Below are 24518 nucleotides of genomic sequence, written 5' to 3' on the forward strand. Positions count from 1 at the left end.
ACAGAAGGGGTTGCATAAGATGCGTACACATTATCGTGTTGTGATTGTAGGAGCAGGAACCGGGGGAATCAGTGTCGCGGCAAGATTGCTTCGAGAGAAACATCATTTGAAAGATGAGATTCTACTGATTGATCCTGCCACTACTCATTATTATCAACCGTTATGGACACTAGTCGGAGCAGGTATTGTGAAGAAAGAAGAGTCGGCCCGCCCGATGGATTCTCTCATTCCTGATGGGGCGAAGTGGTTACAAGATCATGTGACGACATTTGATCCTGAAAACAATCAAGTCGAAACGTCAAGTCACGGAAAGATTTACTATGATTTTCTCATTGTGTCACCAGGGATTGAAATTGACTGGGGACGCATAAAAGGATTAAAAGAAGCGCTTGGGACAAAAGAGGTCTGCAGTAATTATTCATACGAACACGTTGGCTACACATGGGATACTCTCGAAAAGTTTACGGGTGGAACGGCATTGTTCACACACCCGGCTTCTCCGGTAAAATGCGGGGGTGCTCCTCAAAAAATCATGTACTTGGCGGAAGAGTATTTCATGAAGACGGGCATTCGTGGTTCGAGTCGGGTGGTCTTCGGTTCAGCCAATCCTGCCATTTTCGATGTTGCGAAGTATCGGGACGCACTGGAGAAAGTACTCGAACGAAAACAGATTGAAACGCATTTTCGGGTGAATCTGACAGAAATAAAGGCAGATGAAAAAGTAGCGATTTTTGAAAACTTAGATACGGGAGAATCGTTCGAGATCAGCTATGACATGATTCATGTCACGCCACCGATGCAAGCTCCGGCATTCATTCGGAACAGTTCATTGGCAGACTCTGGTGGATGGGTCGATGTCGACAAACATACACTTCAACATAAGCGATTCAAAAATGTGTTCGGGTTAGGTGACTGTACGAATCTACCGACATCGAAGACAGGCGCAGCCATTCGGAAACAGGCACCTGTCGTTGTCCAAAATGTACTAGATGCAATGTATGGTCATTTACCGACAGCTTCATATGACGGCTACTCTTCTTGTCCGATTGTCACAGGTTACGGTTCATTAATTCTAGCAGAGTTTGATTATGATAAAATCCCTCAAGAATCGATGCCGTTCAATCAAGCAAAAGAGAGACGAAGCATGTACATTTTGAAAAAAGACTTTTTACCGATTATGTACTGGAACGGCATGTTGAAAGGAACGATGTGAGAAAGGAGGGATCGTGATGGAACGTTCTGCACTTGAAGAACAAACGGTCGAGACCGTACTGACAAGACCTGACGTTGAACAAGCACTGATTGCACTGATCGATCGTTTGCCCAAAATTGAACAGTCTCTCCGCCGTTTAGAGGATGCTGTTGATTTTGGTATGGCGACGATGAAAGATGAAACGGTAAAAGAGAAAGTTGACGCAGCCATCGACAATTCCAATATCCAAATCGAAACGCTTGAAGCAGCAATAAAACTGACTGAAAAGTTACCGATGTTGTTACAGGTGACGAATCAACTTGAGTTCATGTTCACGTTTGTCCAAGATGTATATCATGATGAACAAACGAAAGAATTGATTGGGAAACGAATCGATGAGTATGCCGTGCCAGCGAAAGAGAAGGTTGAATGGACACGAGAGATGTGGACGGAAGTGCAACAACGTGTCGAACAGGATGACCGCCAAATCACCCTATTTTCACTCATGCGTTGGATTAAAGAACCATCAGTTCAATACGGCCTTAAATACGTTCAAGCAACTGTTGATGTACTAAACGAACGGACAATCAAGCGTTAAACATGAATAAATCATGATGAATAGAGTTTTCAATAAATTAGACGTGCCTCGAGGCGCGTCTTTTTTCATGGGGGAATGAAGTGCATCATTTGGGTTTGTTTACCCATAGGGGTATTATGGATATAAGAACTGAAAGAGTGCGGAGGGGATAACGTTGACACTACGTGACTTTGAACATCAAATATTAAACGTACTCAAAGACGGTGTGATTGTGATGGACCATGAACGAACGATCATCTCGATGAATCAATCGGCCGAACAATTGACGGGATGGCAAATCGGAGAACCGGTTCCTTATTGTTCTTTTTGTCAGAAGCGAAACGTGAACATTAGCGAAGAACGTTGCTATTTGATTGAACATGAACGTTCCCCATATTTCACTTCGGAGATGCCGACATACTCTGGGAAAATGGTTGACGTTGAGATGAACACGGCTCGCATCTTAAATGATCCGACGACCGGTGCGACATACTATCTGCTTGTCTTACGAGATTTTACAGAACGAAAGCGCAGGGAAGCGCATATCTTAAGAGAACAAATGGTTCGGGAATTGATTCGGGCGAGAGAAGAGGAACATGAACGATTGGCTCAAGAGTTACATGATGGGGTCGGACAATCGCTGTTTAGTATCACGCTTGCCTTGAATTCATTGCAATCAGACGTAGTTGACCCCGATAAAAAAGAATATTTGAGTTCTGTCATTTCTGAAGTGAGTCTCCTGATGGATCACGTCAGAAATTATTCAAAACAGTTGAGACCAGTCGAACTTGATCAATTTGGACTGGAATCGGCACTACAAGTGCTACTTGATAGTTTTGCCACTCGTTATCCGAACGTGGTATTTCATACGGATTTTCGACTAAAGACACGATGTGATTCCCTTGTTGAAATTAATTTATATCGAATTGTCCAAGAGGCACTTGTGAACGCAATGAAGTATGCGAATCCAACAAATGTTTATTGTCGAGTATTTGAACAGGAGGAACAAATTGAATTGTTGTTTCGAGATGATGGAGTTGGCTTTGATTCTCTCGTGGTCTCGAAAGGGTTAGGGCTACGTCACATGGAAGAAAGGGCAAAAACAATAGAAGGTTTGTTTCAGATCGTTTCGGTGATAGGGCACGGGACTGAAATTTCAGTGTCAGTTCCGAGAGAGCGAGGTCATGATGAAACCGATTAATGTATTGATTGTTGATGATCATGAGTTAGTGCGACGTGGATTAAAACTGATGTTTCGTACAAATGAGCGCATTCGTGTAGTTGGGGAAGCGGCAGAGGGAGCAGCGGCAATACAAGAAGCGATTCGGATGCGTCCCGATGTCATTTTACTTGATATCACGATGCCGAATGGATTGGATGGGTTTGTGACGGTTCAAGCACTCGCTGAGGAAGTACCTTCCGCAAAAATCATCTTGCTGACGATGCATGATGAAGAGATTTATATCAAACGTGCTCTTGAACTGGATGTACCTGGTTTTATGTCTAAAAATAGCGATCCATCTCAACTAGCAGAAGGGATTGAGTATGTATTTGACGGGAAACGATATTATTCGACGTCATTGACCGAGGATTATATTGACAAGCTCGTGCTTCAAAAAAATGGTCACCCGTTATTGACACGTCGTGAACTAGAGATTGTGCGGTTGTCGACTTTAGGGTATAGCCATAATGAGATCGGGGAAAAATTAGGAATCAGTCCCAAGACAGTAGAGAATCATAAAGCACGGATTATGAACAAACTACAGATGAAGCACCGACACGAATTGGTGCAATACGCCTTGAAAAATCATTTGATTGAAATGGAAGGATGATTGAAAGAATGAAAGTAGAAGTAGAAAAAACGATCGATTCGCAATACATCCAGCAACATCTGGCAAATGAACGTACATTTTTGGCATGGATCCGTACTGCGATTACCGTGATTGGGATTGGTTTCTTAGTGACGAATTTTCATTATTATCGAAGCGAGAATCTAAATGGTGCAGAACATCAATTGATCTCGGCTATCGGGATGTTATCTATTTTGTTCGGCATCAGTACAATTCTTGTAGGAACTCGTTCCTATTTGAAAAAAGTGCATACGATTAATACGCAACAATTCAAATCTGCGAAGATGAGTCTCATTGCTTTAGCAATTGGGATGGTCTTCATCTTTTCACTCATCCTCTTCGTGAGCTATTTTTTATTGTGAACACAATCAGGCACCGTCTCTCTTACGAGGACGGTGCCTTTTACGTTACTGCGTCACAATCGCTTCAAGACGATCGAGCTGGGAAGTGAATCCTTCGACAGCCCCCATCTCAACGACTTGTTGGAGAGCTTCTTCATTCGGGAATTCGGAGCGGCTAATGAACAACGTGCCTTCCGTTGTATCGAGAAACTCATTCGTGATGGTCATAACAGGTAAGTCCGGATTGACGTGTCCGTCCGCATCTGAGAACGCATCCGTATAGACGATTCGGGAATAAGGATCAATCTCGATAAAGGTCGATTTGCCCCATGATTCCATGCCATAAAAGTCACCCTGTTCTTTGTCGACACACGTCATACAGTAGTGCCAAATCCCACCTGGTTTGAAGTCGAAGCTGTATACTTTCGTCTCCCATCCAGCCGGTCCCCACCATTTCTCGAGATGTGCGGGTGTCGAGAATGCCTCAAATACAAGTTGCCGTGGTGCCTTGAACAAACGTTCCATAATCAATGTCGTGCCCTCTACATGTGATTTGACCGTACTCATGATTGATTCTCCTCTCGTTGTGACTCCGCTAAAAACGATTCCAATCGATCGAGACGCTCTGTTTCCCGCGCGATATAGGTCTGCCAAGCATCTAACGGTTCAAGTGCTTGAGACTTGAGCGCGTAGCGTCTCCGGTTCGCATCAATCGTTACCGTGACAAGCCCCGCATCATATAAGATTCGCAGGTGTTTCGACGTCTGCGGTTGACTGATTCCAAGCTGATTTGCCATCATTCCGACCGTCCACTCCTGTTTCCGTAACAATTCAATCATCCGTAACCGATTCGGGTCGGCTAACGCTTGAAACAAAGAAGCCAGTTTCTCTTCCATCTTTCGTCACCGTCCTCTTATTCTCTTATATTCCCCATGTGGAATATTCTAAAACAGGAATATAAAAAGGAATTCGTAATGAATTCCTTAACGTCGATAACCGCGAATCCATGTCGTCATATAGACGAGTGTCGCGATGATGAGCGTAGAAGCGAGTGCATAGATTGGATAGGCGGGAAGTGTGTCTTCGAACAACGGATAGAACATGAACGATCCCATGAAGATTGGAACGGAAATACCGAATGAAACGTATGCCGCTTTTGTCGCTTTCGCGGTGATGATTTGTTCGCGCTCATCGACCTCACTGAATTCAGTCATCCGGACGGACCATTGAGCAAAGTTCAACTGCTTGTTCGGTCGTGTGTTAAATGAATAGACTGTCCAAACAATGCCAAAAACAACGAGTAATAGTAGTGGAAGCAGATTGAATTCAACTAAGAAGCGGTCAGACTCAATGACGGTCTTTGACACATCGGACAAAAACGAACTGAACAGAAAAGCCATCAGGACATACAAGATGATGCTGGAAATAGACTGAACGACAACGTGTTTCATTTTGTTTCCTCCTCGATTGTGAATATAGATTCGACCGGTTCCTCGAACACGCGTGCGATGTGCATCGCTAGCATGAGTGACGGGGTGTAGCTGCCTTTCTCGAGCGAGATGATCGTCTGTCTCGTCACACCGACCTTTTCGGCCAGGTCGCCTTGGGTTAACTGGTGCCGGGCACGCAGTTCTTTCACGCGGTTGACTAATGGCATCGTGCCACCTCATTTCTAGTTTCTACCACGAGTGTAAAACAAACTTTACATAATGTAAAGAAGACTTTACTTAATTAGAGGTGATACAATAACGATATAGTAGAAAGGGGAGATGATAGATGAAGGCGATTGGGGGACAACATCACGTGTCGGCGATGACCGGGGATGCCAAAAAGAACTTACGATTCTACACGGAAGTACTAGGGATGCGACTCGTCAAAAAGACGGTCAACCAGGATGACCCATCGATGTATCACCTGTTCTATGCGGACGAGACGGGTACGCCTGGAACCGATTTGACGTTCTTTGAGTTACCGTTTCTCGGACAGACGTATCGAGGGTCAAACAGTATCTCTCGAACAGCACTCAGGGTGCCGGACGGGGCAATCGCATATTGGCAAGAGCGTTTCGACACGTTCGGTGTAACATATGGGGAAGTCGAATCAGTGCTCGGACGGGCGACGTTGTCGTTTGAAGATCATGAAGGTCAACGCCTCTGTCTTGTGGAAGGGGGGAGTGGGACACCTTGGAAAAATGGTCCTGTTCCAACGGATGTCGGCATCTTCGGTCTCGGGTTTAGTGAATGGACGGGACGGCGGATTGAGAAGACGGCACGAGTGCTGACGGAAGTGCTTGGCTATCGATATGTGGAGACATTTGAGCGGGAGGGTCACGACGTACGCGTTTTTGAAACAGGAGAAGGTGGCGTGGCGACAGAGATTCATCTCATCGATCGACCGGATTTGCCATCGGAACGACCAGGTCGGGGAAGTGTGCATCATGTGGCGATTCGAGTGGAAGAAACAGACGATATGGCGAAGTGGATTGAGAAACTTGACGCACATGGGATCAGTCACTCCGGTCTCATTGACCGTTATTATTTCCAGTCGATCTACTTCCGTGAACCGAGTGGGATCTTAGTAGAACTGGCAACAGATGAACCGGGATTCGCGACGGATGAATCAGTTGAAGCACTCGGAGAACGCTTGGCCTTGCCGCCGTTTCTGGAGTCGAGACGAGCGGAAATTGAGGAAAAGTTAAAACCACTGTAACCAAAAACCCGACGGACTTTTTTCAGTCTGTCGGGTTTTGTACGCCTAAGAGCAGGGCGAGTTCGTTTGTTCGATTGGCGACGAGATCGGCAATCGTGTAACGGTCGAGCACTTGAAAGAACGCCAGCATGGCCTCATTCAACACACTTCGTAAGTCACAGGCCGGTGCGATCACACATCGACCTTCCCCGAAGCATTCCACGAGCTCGAGCGGTTCCATCGTTCGAACGACCTCGCCTACATTGATGTCTTCCATCGGGCGCGCGAGACGGAAGCCGCCACCACGGCCACGAACCGACTCCAAGTATCCATGTTTTCCAAGCTCGTATACGACTTTCATGACATGATTTTTGGAGATTTTGTATTGGTCTGCGACTTCTTGAATCGTGACCAGTCGATGCGAAAACGTGGCGCTATACATCAACGTCCGTAGTGCGTAGTCACACGTTTGCGTGAGTCTCATCCATCATCACCTCTTTTTCCATTGTACAAGACAACGTTTAAAAGTGCGATTCGAACAAATGTGAAAGGATGATGGCAGAAATGAGTCAGAAACGTGAAATCTAATTTAAACAAGTATTTAATATATTGATTTAAAGTGACCTGACTCACATAATGAACGTGTACTGAACAAAAGGGGGACAAACATATGTTAGATCAACAAACGATTGAGATTGTAAAGGCGACAGCGCCTGTTTTGAAAGAGCATGGTGTGACGATTACGAAGCATTTTTATGAACGAATGTTCGAACAAAATCCAGAAGTACGTCACTTCTTCAACCATACGAACCAAAAACGAGGACGCCAACCGGAGGCACTTGCGAACGCGGTCTATGCGGCTGCCCTTCATATCGACCGGCTCGAAGCGATTCTTCCTGCCATTCAACCGGCACTCCATAAACATAAGAGTTTGAATATCCGTCCAGAACATTATCCGATTGTCGGTGAAAACTTACTCGGAGCGATTCAAGATGTCCTCGGAGAAGCGGCAACACCAGACATCATCGATGCATGGGCGAAAGCGTATGGCGTGATTGCCGATGTCTTCATCTCACTCGAGAAACAGATGTATGATGACGCACCGTGGGTCGGATTCAAACCGTTCGTCATCGAAGAAATCATTGAAGACACACCGGAAGTGAAGCGATTACGTCTCGTTGCGAAAGATGGGGTTATTGGCACAGCCATCCCAGGACAATACATCTCGGTTCAGGCGCGAATCGCTGGCGAGGACATCTTGCACCACCGCCAATATAGCGTCATCGATACGACAGAAAACGGGTACTGGATCGCGCCGAAACAAGAAGGGCTCGTTTCGAACTGGCTTCATGAACAAACGGTCGGTACCGAAATTCCGGTGAGCGCACCGGCAGGAGAGTTCATCCTTGAAGCATCAGATCGTCCGCTCACACTGATCGCGGGAGGAATCGGGATTACGCCTCTCTTCAATATGGCGAAGACGGCACTCGGACAAGGGCGTTCCGTCACATTGTTGCATGCTGTTCGGAGTATAGACCTTCGTCCACTCGGCGAAGAACTCGATGAACTCGAGAAAGAAGGACTTCACCTCGTCACACACGTGGATGACGTATCGGGTTGTATGAGTGCGACGCAACTTGAGGCACTCGATGTCGAAGGGCATGATGTCTATACGTGTGGACCAAATGCGATGATGGAGACGGTCGTACGCGTCATGCCTCAGGCACGATATGAATTTTTCGGACCGTCTGCAACGCTTTCTTTAACGTAACCAATCAAAAAAGTGTCGCAGACTTGGATGAGTCTGCGACACTTTTATAATGAAATGGATGTCATGACTTGGTCATGTTGATCGAGTGTTTGAATCGTCAAGGCATTCTCCAACGAGTTATACATGTCTAAGAAAAAGAAATCACGGTTTCCACCGTTACTAGCGTCGTTGAGTATATGTTCTTCCGACCACAGTTCTCCTTCAATCTGTAACTTCGCCACCTGCTGAGCATGATGATTCAAACGAAGAGCAAGATAGTGATTTTTGCCGTTCTGGATGTAAATATAGTCAAAAGACGTAGACGGTTCCGTATCAACGGTTACAGAACCATAGCCGTCCTGATTTTGTTCCGCGACACCTAGAATCCTCTCCTCATCATTTGTGAAGAGTGCGAACACCGTGTCGTCCTTCTTATAATATTGATACACGACAAATCCATGATCCGATAAATGGCGACCGAGCTGGATTTTGTCCAATAAAGAAGTGCGGAAAGCTGAAACGATAGCGATGCTTAGAATGAAGAATAGAAAGATTGCAACTCTTTTCCGATTTAGCATAATTGCTCTCCTTTTTCATAGCGGTGTTTCTGAAGAAGGTTCATCACATGGACGAATAGGGTTGTGAAGATAGCACGTTATGATCCTGGTCCAATGTTTCAAGAGTTCCGTCTTCAAAAGAAGATGTATTCAATTTCATGACGTATGTCATGGCGTATGTTTCATCTTCGGGATTATTTACAGTAAATTCTTTAGATTCATCCCCTCGTTTTAATCGTAAATAGACGACATCTTCCGGTCGCTCTTTAAGGTGAACACCGATGTACTCCATGTCTTCAACTCGAAGGGTGACGAAATCAAAAGGCTGATTCGGCTCTGTCTGTTCCGTGACAGACCCTAAGTTCCCTGTTTCGACATCGATCTCAGCTAGACCGATAACGGAGCGGTCTTCATTTGTGTAAAAAGAGAGAACGGACTGTTCCATGTTATGAATTTCAAACGTATACCAATCGTTCATCGTCATATAACGATTCATTTCCTTTTCGGCATTCTCGTATGAGTTACCGTTCTGAATGTTGGTGTACGTATACAGTCCGACGCCGACTGCGATAGCGACGACGATGAGACTGGAGACGATCGTGAGTAGGATGATTCGTTTGGACATGACTCTTCCTCCAATCTGTTATAAATAGAGACACCCCATGCCTCGCGAATGCGTGCATGGGGTGTTTGAATTAGTACGTCAAGCTCGCGGCGACGATGATGCCGACGACGAGTGATGCGGCGAACAAGCTGAAACCGATCGCCATGTTGCCGTTCTCGACTTCTTTTTCTAAGTTCACGCCAGGCGTGAGGACATATTCAAACGTCCAGAACGCTAATACTTGAGCGACAATCCCGACGAGTCCCCAGATGAATGCGTCGAGTAAGTTGACGCTGTTCGCCCAAACCGTATAGATGACGATGGCAAGTCCGAGCGCTTTCCCCCAAAGTTTCAAGGCGACGGCTATGTTGCCTTCTTTGATTAACTTACGTTCCGAATATTTGGTCGTCAAGGCGAAGATGATGAGTCCGGCAAGAATGAGACCGAATCCTGTCCCGAGATGGGCGAGGAAGCTTAAAATTGAGTCGAGTGTGATGAAAGTCATGAGTTTGTCTCCTTTTGTGTAGGTGTGCCAACGGCTAAGTAGTAAGATTGGTTGTTCGTGATCATGCTACCGGCACGGACGCCGAGTGCGGACGGATGTCCGTTCAAACAGAAACATCCGACCATATAATGTGTCTCGACACGACCTTTGACAGTCGTCGTCATCCGTGTCGGAAGTTCGATGAACTGTTGGTACACGGCTGTTTCTTCCGCATACGTTTGTAGTGCTTCTCGGTGAAACGGTTGGCCGTCTTTCGTGTACAAGATGACGGAGTCCCCTTCGCGTCCGAACGCCGGTTTTTTGACGTAATCCGATTCGCCGAGAAACGGTGTGTCTTCTAAGTAAGTCGGTAAAAAATAAGTTCCGATGATGTCGCGCTCGGCTTCATCGAACAATGTCTCGGTCTCATACAATTCCCAAATGAGGGCTTGTACGCCTTTCGACTGCATGAGGAATGCCGAGAGCGGGTTGAGCAGCGACACATGTTTTTGTAGGTTCAATTCGAGCAACCGAATGCCAATCAAGTCTCCGTCCGGTGCTCGGTCGTCCACAAGATGCTCGATTGGATACGTTTGACGATACAAGATGTCGATCCGCTCACCCGATGGTGTGTAGACACCGTCTTCATCGACGAGTAAAGCGTGCAACGGTACGAATTCAGATGGTAAGTCGAGTGTTTCTTGCAGAAAGCGCGCCGTCCATTTGTCTTCGATGTTGTCGTCATGTGCCGTAAAGACGATTTTAGGTGTACCTTCTCGTCCGAGGCGTTTCCATGCGGCGACGATGGCCTTGCGCAGTTCGGTTTTCAGTTGAGCGGTGGCTTCCCTGTTCGGGTCGAGGAGACCAAACTCGGAAGCGACTACGCCGTTCACGTCAAAGAGCTCCTTAATAAAGGTCGGCGTATCTGCATTGAACTCCATCAATTTGAGTTGACCGTCTTTCATGATCCAGTCGTAACGCCCGATGATGGTTTCCTGGGAAATCGCCTTCTCTCGTAAAAAAGGCAGGCTCGCCTCAGGATAACCGAGTAGTCGGAGCGTCTCGTCCGGTAGCGTCCGCAACAATTGATTCGTCTTCCGAAAAATCGAGTCAACCGCCTCGGTCGCTTCTCGAATCGAGTTAACCTGCGAGGCGGTCATTTCGAAACAGTCATATAGGGCATATTCTTCATCGTTTAAATCGGGCCAAAAATAAGGGATTTGACTGTAAAGTTCGTCACGCGTCATCCGCCAAATCCACCTTTAGAGCCGCTGCCGAGTCCAGATTTTGACGATCCTGAATTGGAACCGTTCGATACGGCGCCGGTCGCACCACCGTTAGCTTTATACGTCTTATATGACGAAGAGCTCTTCAATGCATTTTTTGAGCGGAATAGACTACCGAGTAAGAAATAGCTGCCATAGTGAGGAGAACGGTCGTCATCGCAATAATATGACTCGGTCTCGTCATCCCAGTCCCAATCGTCACATTCGTAACCGGTCGGTTCTTCCGGGAGTGCCGCCTCTTCATATTCATCCCCACCGCAAGCAGCAAGGGAAGTCGTCAATACCGCGACCGAGAGTCCGCTTAAAATTTTCTTGCTTGTCTTCATGTTGATTCCTCCAATTCATAACCCGTCGGTGTGACGTAGATGACATACACACCACGATCTTCATCTGTTTCTGCTGAATCGCGTTCATATTCTTTGCCGGCGACATACAGGTACTGGCTCCCGAGCATGGCGAGCGCATCGAGGTGACGGTCGACGTAATAGGCTTCGAGCAATGGGTTGTCAAACCGGTCGTCGAGTGTACGGATCTCGACTTTGATCTCGCTCGTTTCGTGTTTGTCCATCGGTCCTTCTGTGTAACGATCGACGTAAATCAAGAAGTATTGATCGCCTTCTAAGGCGGACGAGCGTTGTTTATAGGTCATGCCGTCTTTGACGAAAAACTCACATTCACGACGGGCCAGCACTTCGTCTAAGCCGAGAGACGTATAATGATAAAGCGGTTCGAACGATAATTCATTTTTATAGAGACGATACTCTAAGACGATTGAGTTCATAAGTCAGTCCTTCCTTTTTTCTTCTTATACGGAACCCCCATCAAAATGGTTTCGTGAATCTTTTAGTGGATACGTTTAGTATATAAGAGAGAAGGAGGGGGAAACAGTGCATATCTTATTTCGTTTGTGGAAAGGGTTAGCGAAGTTATCATTTTTGAATGTCGTCTTGGCGTCGGTTGGCATCATTATCCTAGGAACCGTACTCGGTTATTGGTTAGAGCCAGAGACGTTCGGGTCATTATTTGATTCATTTTGGTGGACGATGACGACGCTGACGACCGTCGGATATGGAGATTTTTATCCGTCCTCCGTGGCAGGGCGATGGCTCGGGATTTTCTTGTTCCTATTCGGGATTGGAATTATCGGGGCGTTGATTGGAAAATTAGTTGAAATCGGCGCGACGTTTCAACGGTTAAAACGGGAGGGAAGACTAGTGTATCGTGGAGAAGGGCATTATGTGTATATCGGGTGGTCCCCGAAAACGAAGAAAGCAATCGATGAAGTACTTAACTACGAACCGAAGGCAGAAATCGTCTTGATCGATCAATTGATCGAGGAGCCGTACGTGCACGATCAAGTGCACTTCGTTTCAGGGGATGCCTCGGATGAAGCCGTATTGCTGCAGGCGAACGTCTTGAAAGCACGACGCGTCGCTATTTTTGCGGATGCTCGCATCACGGAGACGTTACTCGCCGACGGAAAGTCGTTATTGATCGCATCAGCGGTAGAAGCATTATCACACGATTACAAAGTCGATTTGCACACGGTCGTCGAAGTGTGTGAAGAGCGGAATATCTCGAAATTCAAACACGTCCGCGTCGACGACTTTATTTTAGCGAACGACTCGGTCTCCCTCTTGATGGCGAAAGCGACGTTACAGCCAGGGACGACGGCGATTTTCCGTCAATTGTTAAGCAAACAGTCAGGCGGAAACATCCAAGCGTTGAAACCAAAAGTCGAGTGGCAAAATGTTCGACAAGCAAATACAGCGTTACTTGAATCAGGAGTGACACTCATCGCGGTCAATGACCGATTGGATGTGGCGACGATGCTCGACTTGCCGCTACAAGACACAGATATGTTATATGTCGTCTGTCATGACGATGTATTTGAACAATTATCATAAGGAGTGAAACCATGCATAACGGAACGTTTATCCGAAAGATGACACGTATGCAAAACGTGCAACGATGGGACGAATATGCCCCTCATTATCATGATAATGCAGCGAGCCATAGCTTTCGTGTCGCGGTCTTCAGCTTGATCGCGGCTTATGTGGAAAAAGAGAACGGGCGTGATGTCGACTTGCTCGATTTGCTCGGGAAAGCCATTTTCCACGACATGAATGAAGTACAGACCGGTCCGATCATGCACCGGACGAAAAAAGAACCGACTTTGATTGGTCACATCGAGCGCATGGAGCGGACAGCGAGCCTCGGTCTTGTCGAGTTGTTGTCACAGTCGTTACGTCCTCACTTTCACCGTTTTGTTGTTGAGGCGGAAGATGACTCGTTCGAAGGACGGATTGTCGACGGAATCGATTCTTTTGATGCGATGCTATTCGTGCGACGGGAAGTCGCCCATGGCTCTCCTCATTTCGATGACAAGTTAGAAGAGATGAAAGCCGCCCTCCGTCATCATCCGATTGATTCGGTCCGTTGGCTGTTCGACCAGGTCGAGGCAGAGACCGATGTTTTACGCTTCATCGAGAACGTCATGCGGATGGACAGTGTCCGTCGTTGGAAAGGGCGCTTTAATACGATTGACGACAACGATGCGATTCATGGTTTCCGGGCAGCAGCGCTCGGTATGTTCAGCGGACTCTTAGAGCGCGAGAAGTACAACGTCGACGTTGATGTCGCCGAACTCGTGGCACGTCTTCTTTGTCACGACTTAGTCGAAGGGGTGACCGGAGATGTGCTCGGACCAGTCAAGCATTCGACACAAGAGACGGGAGCGGCGTTCGAGGCATATGAGCGGGCAGAGAGTGAACGTCTTCTCGGGTTGTTGCCGGCATATATGCAACCGGCGTTCCGTCGATATATGGCTGATTCGAAAGATGACACGTACGAAGGGATGCTCGTCGACATGATGGACAAGCTCGATGCCCTCATCAAGATGAACATGGAGCGGAAGATGAACGGGGCCGAGTATGAGGTCACATATCGCGAACAACTCCGTAAAGTCCAGATGCGTTATGAGAACCCGAGTATGATTTTCTTCTTGGCCTATATTTTGCACGATCTAGATTACGTCACAAGTTGATGAATAGGCGGATGGCACAAGCCATCCGTTTTTGTTTCGTTCGACTGAACTATTCAAATGAAAAATAGTTAGGGAGAGAGAACTGTTTTTGGACATCGGTCTATGCAACAAAATCAAAATCCTTCACAATAATTTATGCAAGCGCTTTCATTATTTAATTGAGGAGGAATGAATGATGTTGAAGAAACGACAAGGGATTGCCGTGCTGGCTGGCGTGACATCGATTGCACTGCTTTCGGGGCAACCGGTCGCACAAGCGGCAACTCCACAGAACGGTACGATGATGCAATACTTTGAATGGTATGTCCCGAACGACGGGCTTCATTGGAACCGTCTCTCGAATGATTCGCAGCACTTGAAAGACATCGGGATCTCCACGGTTTGGATTCCACCGGCATATAAAGGGACGTCTCAAAATGATGTCGGATACGGGGCTTATGATTTGTATGATTTAGGAGAGTTCAATCAAAAAGGGACGACACGGACGAAGTATGGAACAAAAGCGCAGCTACAGTCGGCCATCTCCAACTTACGCGGAAAAGGGATTGGCGTATACGGGGATGTGGTCATGAATCATAAGGGCGGAGCGGATTATACCGAGTCCGTTCAGGCTGTCGAGGTCAATCCTTCTAACCGGAATCAGGAGACGTCTGGGGAATATTCGATTTCTGCCTGGACCGGATTCAATTTTGCGGGTCGCAACAATACATACTCGCCGTTCAAGTGGCGTTGGTATCACTTTGACGGGACCGATTGGGATCAGTCACGGAGTTTGAGCCGAATCTACAAATTCAAGAGTACGGGGAAAGCGTGGGACAGTGAAGTATCCGGGGAGAACGGGAACTATGACTACTTGATGTACGCCGATGTCGATTTCGATCATCCGGAAGTTCGACAAGAGATGAAAAACTGGGGGAAATGGTACGCGGATTCACTCGGTCTCGATGGATTCCGTCTCGATGCGGTCAAACATATTAATCATTCTTACTTGAAAGAATGGGTGACAAGTGTCCGACAGACGACAGGGAAAGAGATGTTCACCGTCGCGGAGTATTGGAAAAACGACCTTGGGGCCATCAATGATTACTTGGCGAAGACGGGCTATACTCACTCGGTATTCGATGTACCGCTCCACTACAACTTCCAAGCGGCAGGGAACGGCGGCGGTTACTATGACATGCGCAACATTCTAAAAGGAACGGTCGTCGAGCAGCATCCGACACTCGCCGTCACCATTGTCGACAACCATGACTCACAACCTGGGCAATCACTCGAGTCGACGGTTGCCAATTGGTTCAAACCGCTCGCCTATGCGACGATCATGACACGCGGTCAAGGATACCCGACACTCTTCTACGGGGATTATTATGGAACGAAAGGGACAACGAACCGTGAAATTCCGAACATGTCAGGGTCTCTTCAACCGATTTTGAAAGCGCGTAAAGACTTTGCCTATGGCACACAACATGACTACATCAACCACCAAGACGTCATCGGTTGGACACGTGAAGGTGTGACAGACCGTGCGAAGTCAGGTCTTGCGACGATTTTGTCGGACGGACCGGGTGGTTCGAAATGGATGTATGTCGGGAAGCAGAACGCGGGAGAAGTATGGAAAGACATGACCGGCAACAATAGTCGTCTCGTAACAGTCAACGCAGATGGTTGGGGCGAGTTCTTCGTCAACGGTGGCTCGGTTTCCATCTATACACAACAATAAATCCATCAGACTTGTCTCATCTAAAAATGAGATAAGTCTTTTTTCTGAATTTTCACCACATAATTTTTATACGTGATATAATGACCTAGTGTTAATTCTTGATAGGGACGATTTTCCGATCCATGAATTCACATTGAACAACGTTGGTTGTTGGTTTCATTTATATTTTTGCGTTGTGACGCTGTTGAATTCAAGGAGGTTGTTATGAGTAAAGAAAAGATTGCCCAATTAAGAAAGCACGTCTCGCCGTTTGAAAAGTCCGATATCCGGATTAGTGTGCGGCAGATGATCAATACGATTTTACCGTTTCTCGTATCATGGTTCTTAGCGTATCAACTACTGAGTGTCTCGATTTTCCTGACATTACCGTTTACGTTGATTGCGGCAGGATTTGTCGTGCGGATGTTCATCATCTTCCATGACTGCACGCACGGTTCATTCTTCAAAAATAAGAAGGCGAACGCGATTGTCGGAACCATTACAGGAATCTTGACGTTATTCCCGTACGAGAAGTGGAAGCGAGAGCATGCGATTCATCATGCGTCGAGCGGAAACTTGGATAAACGGGGCGTCGGGGACATCTGGGTCATGACGATTGAGGAGTACATAGAAGCTTCGAAATGGACGCGACTGAAATATCGCCTATATCGTCATCCACTCGTCATGTTTGGTCTTGGACCGCTTTGGCTCATTCTCGTGACGAGCCGTTTCAATCGAAAAGATGCGCGTAAGAAAGAACGCCAAAACACGTATATCATTAATCTCTCACTCATCGTGTTATACAGTGCGTTGATTTATGTCATCGGATGGCAAGCTTTCCTCATTGTTCAAGGTACGACGATGTTCATCGCCGGTGTGCTTGGGATTTGGTTATTCTATGTCCAGCACACGTTTGAAGATTCATACTTCGAGGATGAGCAGGAGTGGGATTATGTGAAGGCGGCAATCGAAGGAAGCTCGTATTATGAATTGCCGAAAGTGCTTCAATGGGTGACAGGAAATATTGGTTTCCATCACGTCCACCATTTGAGCCCGCGTGTCCCGAACTATCATTTGGAGAAGGCGCATACGTCGACACCACCGTTACAACGGGCGACGACGATCGGACTGTTTTCAAGTTTGAAGTCGTTACGCTACAAATTGTATGATGCGAACAACAAAACATTCGTCACGTTCCGAGAAGTGCGCCATCTGTTGCGCCGAACGAACGCGGCATAAAAAAAGATTGTCCCCATCAAAAGGGACAATCTTTTTAGCGTTTCCAGACCCATTCATCACTTTCATACTTCTTGACGAGCAAGTCGATTTCGGATTGCTGTTCTTTCGTGAAGACGAGCGGTTCGAACGTCAACGAGAAGGCATCTTTGAAGCCGGTCTCGAACGCGGCCGCTACTTCATCAAAGGAGACGAAGCGCTGTAACGTATCGTTCAAGGCGACGGCTTTTTCGCTGAACCGACTTTTGGCTTCACGTTTTTCGTGCTCTTCCATCGCGAAACAGTCGAATAGTACCTCATCGTCGACAGAAAGAGGGATGGAACCATGTTGCAAGACGGCCCCTTGGTGGCGCACTTGTGCGCTACCCGCAATCTTTTTCCCATCGACGGCCAGCTCATAATAGGAGGCGGCATCAAAGCAGACGGCTGATTTCGGTTTGCGCAGTGCCTCACGGTCCTCTTCTGTCAACGGTACCGAAAACTCGGCTGGTACACCAAGCTCGTGATAACCACGACGGACTCCTTCCGTGAGCAAGCGATAGCTCTCGATGATATTTGTCGGGAGAGCCGGTGTCGATTCTGGCAAGATGACGCTATACGTCAGCTCATCGGCGTGCAACACGGCGCGTCCTCCGGTCAGGCGACGGACGACCGGAATGTTGTTCTTCGTGAGGGCGTCACGGTCCAAGTCACGTGTCGCCCGTTGGAAGCGCCCGACGCTGATCGCATGAGGTGCCCATGAATAAAAACGAAGCGTCGGTTTGAGTTCTCCCTTCGCGACCCAGTTGGCGATGGCTTCGTCAATCGCCATGTTTTCAGCCGGTGAAGTGGATTCAGTTCTAAGTAAGTGCCACGTCGTACCAGTCATAATCTCTCTTCTTTCTATTAGTCGATTGGCAACATCGTGTGGCGACGCGCCTTGTGTACTTGTTCATCCGCATGGTAAGACGAGCGGACGAGCGGACCTGCCTCACAATGTGAGAATCCTTTTGATAGTGCGATCTCTTTCAACTCGGCGAACTCATCCGGGTGGTAGTAACGTTCCACCTCGAGGTGTTTCTTCGTCGGTTGCAAGTATTGACCGAGTGTCAAGATGTCGACGTTGTGTGCGCGGAGGTCATCCATCGCTTCAATCAATTCCTCTTTCGTTTCTCCGAGTCCGACCATGATTGACGATTTCGTCGGGATATCCGGGTTCAATTCTTTTGAGCGTTTCAAGAATTCGAGTGTGCGGTCGTATGTCGCTTTGGCACGGACTCTCGGTGTGAGGCGACGAACCGTCTCTAAGTTATGGTTCATGATGTCAGGACCCGCATCAATCAACGTCTGCAAGGCAGAGAAGTCACCCATCATGTCAGATGGGAGCACTTCGATCGATGTCTCTGGATTCATGGCACGGACGGCACGAACCGTTTCTGCGAAGACGGTAGCCCCGTAATCGTTCAAGTCATCACGGGCGACGGCAGTGATGACGACGTGCTTCAAGTTCATGAGGCGTACGGATTCGGCGACGCGCTTTGGCTCTTCCCAATCGAGCTCGTTCGGTTTACCGGTCGTGACGGCACAAAAACGACAGGCACGTGTACAAATGCTTCCTAAAATCATGAACGTCGCGGTCCGACGTACCGCCCAACATTCATGGATGTTCGGACACTTAGCTTCCTCACATACCGTATGTAGATTTTTCTCGCGCATCATCTTCTTCAGCCCGGTATATGTGTCGTTCGTGTTTAATTTAATCTTTAACCATTCCGGCTTTCGTTTCAGTTCCCCTCTTGCCACAATAATTTCCCCCTTTTTGAAAGTTAACCTGTATCGAATTGAGTTTACCAAAAAAAGAATCAAAAACGAACCACGGAAATTATTGGTTTTGCCAATACAGTTTTCTGTGTATCAAAACAGAAACATTGTTTCAAAATGGTTACGCTTTCACATGAGTCATTGTTTCTGAAAAATGGAGTTGCTATACTGTTGTTGACCACCTGAATAAGAACCAAATGTAACTGATGCGATCAGGCATGGGGTGAACGAGCGTTGATGAGGCAACGCTTCTTCCTCCATGCCTTTTCGTTTGGGGGTCAGTCAAATTGGACTAAGGGGAGTGGGGAACATGAACAAGGCATTGAACTGGACAGCAACACTCGGATTGACGACGGCACTACTCGTTTCATCGATTCCGGCAGCGGATGCGGTCGTGGCGGAAGGGACGCCGATGATGTCAATTGACCAGCGCGTCAACACGAAGCTAGAATCGATGACGCTCGAACAAAAAATCGGGCAGATGATCATGCCGGACTTCCGACTCTGGAACGGGGCAAATCATACATCTCTTGCACCGGAAGTGGCGCGTGTCATCGATCGTTTTGATCTCGGTGGCGTGATTTTGTTTGCGGAGAACGTGAAGGAGACGGAACAGACGACGAAACTCGTTCATGATCTGCAAGAAGTCGTGAAGCAAGACGACAGCAATGACATTCCGCTCTTTGTCACGATTGACCAAGAGGGAGGCATCGTGACGCGTCTCGGGACAGGGACGAACTTACCGGGAAATATGGCAATCGGGGCCACTCGTAACAGTCAATATGCGTATGACGCTGGAAACATCATCGGTTCTGAATTGAACGCACTCGGGGTAAACGTGAACTTCGGACCAGTACTCGACGTCAACAACAATCCAGGAAACCCGGTCATTGGGGTCCGTTCATTCTCGAGCGACCCTGAACTCGTCGGCGAACTCGGTTCGGCGATGACACAAGGCATTCAAGACCAAGGTGTCGCGGCGACGGCGAAACATTTCCCGGGTCATGGGGATACGGCAGTCGACTCACACTATGGACTACCGATTGTCGATAAGTCGCTCGACGAATTGCGTGGACTCGAGTTGTTGCCGTTCAAACGCGCGATTACAGAAGGGATCGACATGATTATGACGGCACATATCGGTATGCCGCAAATCGAAGATGAGGTCGTCGAGTCGGATCGTGGGACGTTCCCGCTCCCAGCGACGCTCTCGGACGATGTCATCACGGGCGTGCTACGTGAGGAACTCGGATATGACGGAATCGTTGTGACTGACGCGCTCAACATGCAGGCCATCTCCGATAACTTTACGGAAGCAGAAGCGGTCATCAAGACGTTTGAAGCGGGCGTCGATATCGCCCTCATGCCGACGATTTTGCGTTCGGAAGCAGACGTGATCAAACTCGAAGCCATCTTTGATGAAGTCATCCAATCGGTGAAGGATGGGCGTTTATCAGAGGAGACCATTGATGAGTCGGTCGAGCGTATTTTAAAACTGAAGGCAGAGCGTGGGATTTGGGGAGAGACGATCGATTCGACGACGCTCGAGGCGAAGCTCACAAAAGCGAACGCCGTCGTAGGTAGTGCGGAGCATAAAGCGAAAGAGCGTGAAATCGCGGAAGCGGCCGTCACTCTCGTGAAGAATGAGGACAAGACACTCCCGTTCAAACCGAAAAAAGGGGACACGGTGCTCGTCTTGTCACCAGCAAAAGATCAGACGGACAGTATGGTGAAGACGATCAAGTCGCTTGAGAAGAACGCCGGGAATATGAAAGGCGTGAACGTCATCACGGCCAACTATTCGGCATCAACGCCACACTTAACGCAAAATCCGGCACTTCAACAAAAAGTCGAGGCAGCCGATTACATCATCGTCGATTCGAACGTGAACAATAGCGCGAAATTGAAGCCGACATCGGCTGACCATTACGTGCCGGCGGAGGTGTTCCGTTACGCCAACGAGACAGGGAAGAAGTCGGTCATGCTCAGCTTGCGCAACCCATACGATGTCGCCGTTCAGCCAGACTCTCCGGCGCAGCTCTTGATCTATGGGTTCAAGGGTGATCCGAACGGACCGGACTCGGAAGCGGGTAACTTGAAATCGGCCGGACCGAACTTGCCGGCGGGCATTCGTGCCATCTTCGGTGAAGTGAAGCCACAAGGGAAGTTGCCGGTAGACGTACCGAAATTTGTGGACGGTGTGTTCAAAGACGAGAACTATGCACAGTTTGGAGATGGATTTAAGAACTGGAACCGCTAAATGAAAATGAGCTCACCCGATAGCGGGGAGCTCATTTTTTATGCCTCGAAATAGGCGATGACGAGTAGACCTGGACCGGTATGGGCACCGATGGCAGAGCCGACAAGTGTTTTCGTGATGTGTTTCGGTTGAACATGTTCAAGGACCATCTTCTCGAACTGTTCCGCTTTTCCAAGGTCGTCACCGTGACCGATGAAGAGGTCACCGTTCTCGACGAGTGGCTTCGATTCCATCGTCCATTCGACCATACGGCGCATGACCTTTTTATGACCGCGTACCTTTTCGATCGGGACGAGTTTCCCGTCCTCGACCGTCAGTAACGGCAGAATCGTCAACAAGTCACCGATGAAGGCACTCGCTTTCGAGACGCGTCCGCCCCGCATCAAATATTCGAGTGACTCGACCGTGAACAGGTGGCGAATCTTTCCGACGAGTGAAGCAGCATACTCACTTGTTTCTTCGTACGTATGGTCTTGTCCGTACTCTGCGACTGTCTTGACGAACAATGCCTGTCCGACGGAAGCCGTTCGCGTATCGATAATCTTGAATTTGCTATCGGGATACTCCTCTTTGAGCATCTCACCGACCATGAAAGCCGTTTGATATGTACCGGAGAGTTCTCCGGAGAAAGCGAGATATAAAAACGGAATTTCGGCTTCGAGATGTTGACGGAAGCAATGCTCGATTCGTGACGCCTCGATTTGGAACGTCTTGGGCGTCTTGCCTTGACGCATCGCATCGTACACGTCTTTCGCTTGAATCGTCTCCCCGTCTAAAAACTCTTCGTTGTCGATGATGACACCGAGCGGTAAAATCTCAAGACCGTACTCGATGATTTGATCGTGCGTCAAATCGGCCCCGGTGTCTGTGATCAGTTTAAACATTGGATGAATCACTCCTCTGTTAATTGTTGTTCGATCTCGCGTAATGGTTCATTCCGTTTCCACATCCGTTCGAGCTGGCTCACGAGTGTCGTTTGTTCTTCAGCCGTCAGCGACGCGTTTTGGAGCGTGCTGACAGTGGAAAGGACGCGGTAGGCCCGTGTAAGAACATCTTGAACCGTGAGGGGAATGCCGAGCAAGTCTTCTAACGAAGCCATCGTTTCCGGTACAATGGTCGGGTACGTGAACTTGGTCGCTTCCCCTTGGATGGCCAAATCATAAAAGTCTCGGATGATTTCGGCACGTTCGCTCCCGCTCTGCCTTACGCTCAAGTAAATTTGAACGGCGACACCGCCACGGACGCGTCGTTGCGAAATACCAGCGAACTTTTTGCCGTCAATCGACAAGTCGAAACTTCCCGGACAGTACGAGCCGACGACTTCACCTGGGACGATGTCGTTCGTGACGTCTTGGAACATGTGTTGGATGAGGGAAGTCATGGCCTCATAGCCGCTGTCGATTTGAATGCCGTCATTCTCGGGTAAGATTAAAGATAAGTTCAGGACATCCTCGTCTAACACGACGGCGAGCCCACCCGAGTTACGGACGACCGGTCGGAAGCCACGCTCGTGCAAATACCGGACCCCATCTTTTAAATGAGGTAACCTTGCATCTTGAATTCCGAGTACAATCGTATTCGTGTGCACCCATGCGCGCAAGACAGATCCTGATTGTTGGGTCGAAGCACATAACGTGTCATCCGTCGCGAACGATTGTTCCGCTTGAAACATCGTGCCAAGGCTCGATTGGTCGATCACACGATAGCTCGGTTGTTTTAATAATGGATGGATCATATACTTAATTCCTTTTCACAAATAATTTTCCTTCTCATTATAGCATGGAGGGAACGATTCGTTTGAAGTCGAATCTAGAACATAACGAAACGTAGGAGGGCATGTCATGTACTCGTCACGAGGACAATTATCTGGGTCAAAAGTGTTTAAAGACCCGGTACACCGTTATATTTACGTCTACGACCACCTTATTTGGGAACTGATCAACACGAAAGAATTCCAACGCTTACGTCGCATCAAACAGCTCGGGACATCCTTTTTAACGTTCCACGGCGCAGAGCACACGCGATTCCATCATTCTCTCGGCGTCTATGAGATTGCGCGCCAATTGATTGACCAGTTCCAACAATACCCGGAATGGGATGACCGCGACCGCGAACTGTTATTGGCGGCGGCGCTTTTGCACGATGTCGGTCACGGTCCATTCTCACACGCGTTCGAACACGTCTTCTCTGTTCGCCATGAAGTGTGGACCGAGCGCATCATTTTAGGCGATACCGAGGTCAACCAAGTGTTGTCGGAGATGGGTGTCGGGTTCGCAGAAGAGGTGGCTTCCATCATCAACAAGACGCATCCGAACCGCTTGATCGTCAATATGCTCAGTTCGCAGCTCGATGTCGATCGGATGGATTATCTATTGCGTGATGCGCACTTTGCGGGTGTCAGTTATGGGAAGTTTGATTTAGAGCGCATGTTGCGTGTCCTTAGACCAGATGAGGACCAAGTCGTCGTCAAACAGTCGGGGATGCATACGATTGAAGACTATATCATGCGCCGCTATCAAATGTATTGGCAAGTGTACCTTCACCCGGCGACACGTTCGAGCGATCTTCTCTTAAAAGCAATTCTCGAGCGGGCGCAAGAACTATATGAGAGCGGCTATGCATTCAAAATGGTACCGAAACATTTCTTACCTATTTTTGAGCAGAACAACATGTCACTCGAACAATATTTGAAGTTGGACGAGACGGTCGTCTACTTCTATTTCCAGGAATGGATGGAGGAAGACGACGCAATTCTAGCCGATTTATCAAGCCGTTTTGTGAATCGTCGTTTATTGAAATATAAAAACTTCCCGGAAGCGAACCGCGTCCGCTATATGGAACGGTTGCGTCAGACGATGGAAGGCATCGGACTTCCGCCGAAATACTACTTGCTCGAAGATCAGTTGAGTCAGTTGCCATATGACTTGTACAAAGGGCAGGGGAAGTATGAAGGCATTTATCTTCAGATGAATGATGGAGAACGGAAAGAGATTTCGGAAGTGTCCATGCTCGTCCAGTCGATTTTAAACTCGAGACAATCGGATGAAAAAATTTACTATCCGGAAGATGTGCTATTGAACTTAAGGGATTATGCGAATGAAAAATCGTGGCTCTTGTCGACATTGAAATCCGAATAACCCGAAAAGGG

At 47.9% G+C, this 24518-nt stretch carries 28 protein-coding genes; 13 read left to right on the forward strand and 15 right to left on the reverse strand.

The features are described 5' to 3' along the window. The first annotated feature begins 19 nt into the window (after positions 1–19). From ACQKD4_RS00905 to ACQKD4_RS00925, 5 genes are all read left to right on the forward strand, one after another. Positions 20–1213, forward strand: coding sequence for an FAD-dependent oxidoreductase (locus tag ACQKD4_RS00905; RefSeq protein WP_427372155.1), 1194 nt, complete (start codon positions 20–22; stop codon positions 1211–1213). A 16-nt stretch (positions 1214–1229) separates the two neighbouring features. Beyond that, on the forward strand, positions 1230–1790 hold the full coding sequence (locus ACQKD4_RS00910) for a hypothetical protein (protein WP_427372156.1): 561 nt from the start codon (positions 1230–1232) through the stop codon (positions 1788–1790). A 154-nt stretch (positions 1791–1944) separates the two neighbouring features. Next, complete coding sequence (locus ACQKD4_RS00915; protein WP_427372157.1) at positions 1945–2970, forward strand: histidine kinase; 1026 nt, start codon at positions 1945–1947, stop codon at positions 2968–2970. Next, positions 2954–3601, forward strand: coding sequence for a response regulator (locus ACQKD4_RS00920; RefSeq protein ID WP_427372158.1), 648 nt, complete (start codon positions 2954–2956; stop codon positions 3599–3601). The genes ACQKD4_RS00915 and ACQKD4_RS00920 overlap by 17 nt, the downstream gene beginning before the upstream one ends. 8 nt (positions 3602–3609) lie before the next feature. Further along, positions 3610–3981 carry a YidH family protein gene (locus ACQKD4_RS00925; protein ID WP_214744721.1) on the forward strand — a complete coding sequence of 124 codons (372 nt, stop codon included), beginning with the start codon at positions 3610–3612 and terminating at the stop codon, positions 3979–3981. Positions 3982–4026: 45 nt separating this feature from the next. On the opposite strand, the gene ACQKD4_RS00930 is transcribed toward ACQKD4_RS00925, so the two are convergent. The 4 genes from ACQKD4_RS00930 to ACQKD4_RS00945 all read right to left on the reverse strand — a co-directional run bounded on the left by ACQKD4_RS00930 (position 4027) and on the right by ACQKD4_RS00945 (position 5617). After that, positions 4027–4527, reverse strand: a complete 501-nt coding sequence (locus tag ACQKD4_RS00930) for an SRPBCC family protein (protein ID WP_427372159.1) — start codon at positions 4525–4527, stop codon at positions 4027–4029. Then, positions 4524–4856: an ArsR/SmtB family transcription factor gene (locus ACQKD4_RS00935; RefSeq protein ID WP_274665100.1), complete on the reverse strand. Its 333-nt coding sequence runs from the start codon at positions 4854–4856 to the stop codon at positions 4524–4526. The genes ACQKD4_RS00930 and ACQKD4_RS00935 overlap by 4 nt, the downstream gene beginning before the upstream one ends. A gap of 87 nt (positions 4857–4943) precedes the next feature. After that, positions 4944–5411, reverse strand: coding sequence for a hypothetical protein (locus ACQKD4_RS00940; RefSeq protein ID WP_427372160.1), 468 nt, complete (start codon positions 5409–5411; stop codon positions 4944–4946). Then, positions 5408–5617 carry a helix-turn-helix transcriptional regulator gene (locus tag ACQKD4_RS00945; RefSeq protein ID WP_214694717.1) on the reverse strand — a complete coding sequence of 70 codons (210 nt, stop codon included), beginning with the start codon at positions 5615–5617 and terminating at the stop codon, positions 5408–5410. Before ACQKD4_RS00945 ends, ACQKD4_RS00940 begins: the two co-directional genes overlap by 4 nt. Positions 5618–5736: 119 nt before the next feature. Here ACQKD4_RS00945 and ACQKD4_RS00950 point away from each other — a divergent pair, with 119 nt between their 5' ends. Continuing rightward, complete coding sequence (locus ACQKD4_RS00950) at positions 5737–6669, forward strand: ring-cleaving dioxygenase (RefSeq protein ID WP_427372161.1); 933 nt, start codon at positions 5737–5739, stop codon at positions 6667–6669. Between the two features lie 22 nt (positions 6670–6691). Here the strand turns inward: ACQKD4_RS00950 and ACQKD4_RS00955 are convergent, their stop codons facing one another. After that, positions 6692–7132 (reverse strand): RrF2 family transcriptional regulator, encoded by a 441-nt coding sequence (locus tag ACQKD4_RS00955; RefSeq protein ID WP_214694713.1) that lies wholly within the window; start codon positions 7130–7132, stop codon positions 6692–6694. Between the two features lie 186 nt (positions 7133–7318). On the opposite strand from ACQKD4_RS00955, the gene ACQKD4_RS00960 reads away from it, so the two are divergent. Then, positions 7319–8419 (forward strand): globin domain-containing protein, encoded by a 1101-nt coding sequence (locus tag ACQKD4_RS00960; RefSeq protein WP_427372162.1) that lies wholly within the window; start codon positions 7319–7321, stop codon positions 8417–8419. Positions 8420–8463: 44 nt separating this feature from the next. Here the strand turns inward: ACQKD4_RS00960 and ACQKD4_RS00965 are convergent, their stop codons facing one another. The 6 genes from ACQKD4_RS00965 to ACQKD4_RS00990 form a co-directional block, all read right to left on the reverse strand. Then, positions 8464–8976, reverse strand: coding sequence for a hypothetical protein (locus ACQKD4_RS00965; protein ID WP_427372163.1), 513 nt, complete (start codon positions 8974–8976; stop codon positions 8464–8466). Positions 8977–9019: 43 nt separating this feature from the next. Beyond that, complete coding sequence (locus ACQKD4_RS00970) at positions 9020–9580, reverse strand: hypothetical protein (protein ID WP_427372164.1); 561 nt, start codon at positions 9578–9580, stop codon at positions 9020–9022. Between the two features lie 70 nt (positions 9581–9650). Continuing rightward, on the reverse strand, positions 9651–10064 hold the full coding sequence (locus ACQKD4_RS00975; protein WP_427372165.1) for a DUF350 domain-containing protein: 414 nt from the start codon (positions 10062–10064) through the stop codon (positions 9651–9653). After that, positions 10061–11290, reverse strand: a complete 1230-nt coding sequence (locus tag ACQKD4_RS00980) for a glutathionylspermidine synthase family protein (RefSeq protein ID WP_427372166.1) — start codon at positions 11288–11290, stop codon at positions 10061–10063. Before ACQKD4_RS00980 ends, ACQKD4_RS00975 begins: the two co-directional genes overlap by 4 nt. Then, positions 11287–11655, reverse strand: coding sequence for a hypothetical protein (locus tag ACQKD4_RS00985; RefSeq protein ID WP_012727458.1), 369 nt, complete (start codon positions 11653–11655; stop codon positions 11287–11289). Before ACQKD4_RS00985 ends, ACQKD4_RS00980 begins: the two co-directional genes overlap by 4 nt. Next, the gene (locus ACQKD4_RS00990; protein WP_214694705.1) at positions 11652–12110 is read right to left on the reverse strand and encodes a hypothetical protein; all 459 of its coding nucleotides are present in this window, start codon (positions 12108–12110) and stop codon (positions 11652–11654) included. The genes ACQKD4_RS00985 and ACQKD4_RS00990 overlap by 4 nt, the downstream gene beginning before the upstream one ends. Positions 12111–12216: 106 nt before the next feature. On the opposite strand from ACQKD4_RS00990, the gene ACQKD4_RS00995 reads away from it, so the two are divergent. The 4 genes from ACQKD4_RS00995 to ACQKD4_RS01010 all read left to right on the forward strand — a co-directional run bounded on the left by ACQKD4_RS00995 (position 12217) and on the right by ACQKD4_RS01010 (position 17313). Beyond that, positions 12217–13236, forward strand: a complete 1020-nt coding sequence (locus tag ACQKD4_RS00995; RefSeq protein WP_427372167.1) for an ion channel — start codon at positions 12217–12219, stop codon at positions 13234–13236. Positions 13237–13247: 11 nt separating this feature from the next. Then, positions 13248–14375 (forward strand): YfbR-like 5'-deoxynucleotidase, encoded by a 1128-nt coding sequence (locus ACQKD4_RS01000; RefSeq protein WP_224862384.1) that lies wholly within the window; start codon positions 13248–13250, stop codon positions 14373–14375. Positions 14376–14553: 178 nt separating this feature from the next. Beyond that, the gene (amyS, locus tag ACQKD4_RS01005; RefSeq protein WP_427373252.1) at positions 14554–16095 is read left to right on the forward strand and encodes an alpha-amylase; all 1542 of its coding nucleotides are present in this window, start codon (positions 14554–14556) and stop codon (positions 16093–16095) included. A 204-nt stretch (positions 16096–16299) separates the two neighbouring features. After that, positions 16300–17313: a fatty acid desaturase gene (locus ACQKD4_RS01010; RefSeq protein ID WP_427372168.1), complete on the forward strand. Its 1014-nt coding sequence runs from the start codon at positions 16300–16302 to the stop codon at positions 17311–17313. 34 nt (positions 17314–17347) lie between these two features. Here the strand turns inward: ACQKD4_RS01010 and ACQKD4_RS01015 are convergent, their stop codons facing one another. Then, positions 17348–18178, reverse strand: a complete 831-nt coding sequence (locus ACQKD4_RS01015; protein ID WP_427372169.1) for a lipoate--protein ligase family protein — start codon at positions 18176–18178, stop codon at positions 17348–17350. 17 nt (positions 18179–18195) lie between these two features. Beyond that, the gene (gene lipA, locus ACQKD4_RS01020; RefSeq protein ID WP_339962969.1) at positions 18196–19098 is read right to left on the reverse strand and encodes a lipoyl synthase; all 903 of its coding nucleotides are present in this window, start codon (positions 19096–19098) and stop codon (positions 18196–18198) included. Between the two features lie 322 nt (positions 19099–19420). Here lipA and ACQKD4_RS01025 point away from each other — a divergent pair, with 322 nt between their 5' ends. After that, positions 19421–21370 carry a glycoside hydrolase family 3 protein gene (locus ACQKD4_RS01025; protein ID WP_427372170.1) on the forward strand — a complete coding sequence of 650 codons (1950 nt, stop codon included), beginning with the start codon at positions 19421–19423 and terminating at the stop codon, positions 21368–21370. A gap of 38 nt (positions 21371–21408) precedes the next feature. On the opposite strand, the gene ACQKD4_RS01030 is transcribed toward ACQKD4_RS01025, so the two are convergent. Beyond that, positions 21409–22254, reverse strand: coding sequence for a DegV family protein (locus ACQKD4_RS01030; protein WP_427372171.1), 846 nt, complete (start codon positions 22252–22254; stop codon positions 21409–21411). 8 nt (positions 22255–22262) lie between these two features. Continuing rightward, positions 22263–23105, reverse strand: a complete 843-nt coding sequence (locus ACQKD4_RS01035; RefSeq protein ID WP_427372172.1) for a lipoate--protein ligase family protein — start codon at positions 23103–23105, stop codon at positions 22263–22265. A gap of 106 nt (positions 23106–23211) precedes the next feature. On the opposite strand from ACQKD4_RS01035, the gene ACQKD4_RS01040 reads away from it, so the two are divergent. After that, entirely contained in the window at positions 23212–24507 is a 1296-nt protein-coding gene (locus tag ACQKD4_RS01040; RefSeq protein WP_427372173.1) for an HD domain-containing protein, read from the forward strand. The last annotated feature ends 11 nt before the right edge of the window (positions 24508–24518 follow it).

The sequence above is a fragment of the Exiguobacterium sp. NPDC077395 genome (assembly GCF_050269125.1).
Classification (GTDB): Bacteria; Bacillota; Bacilli; order Exiguobacteriales; family Exiguobacteriaceae; genus Exiguobacterium; species Exiguobacterium aestuarii_A.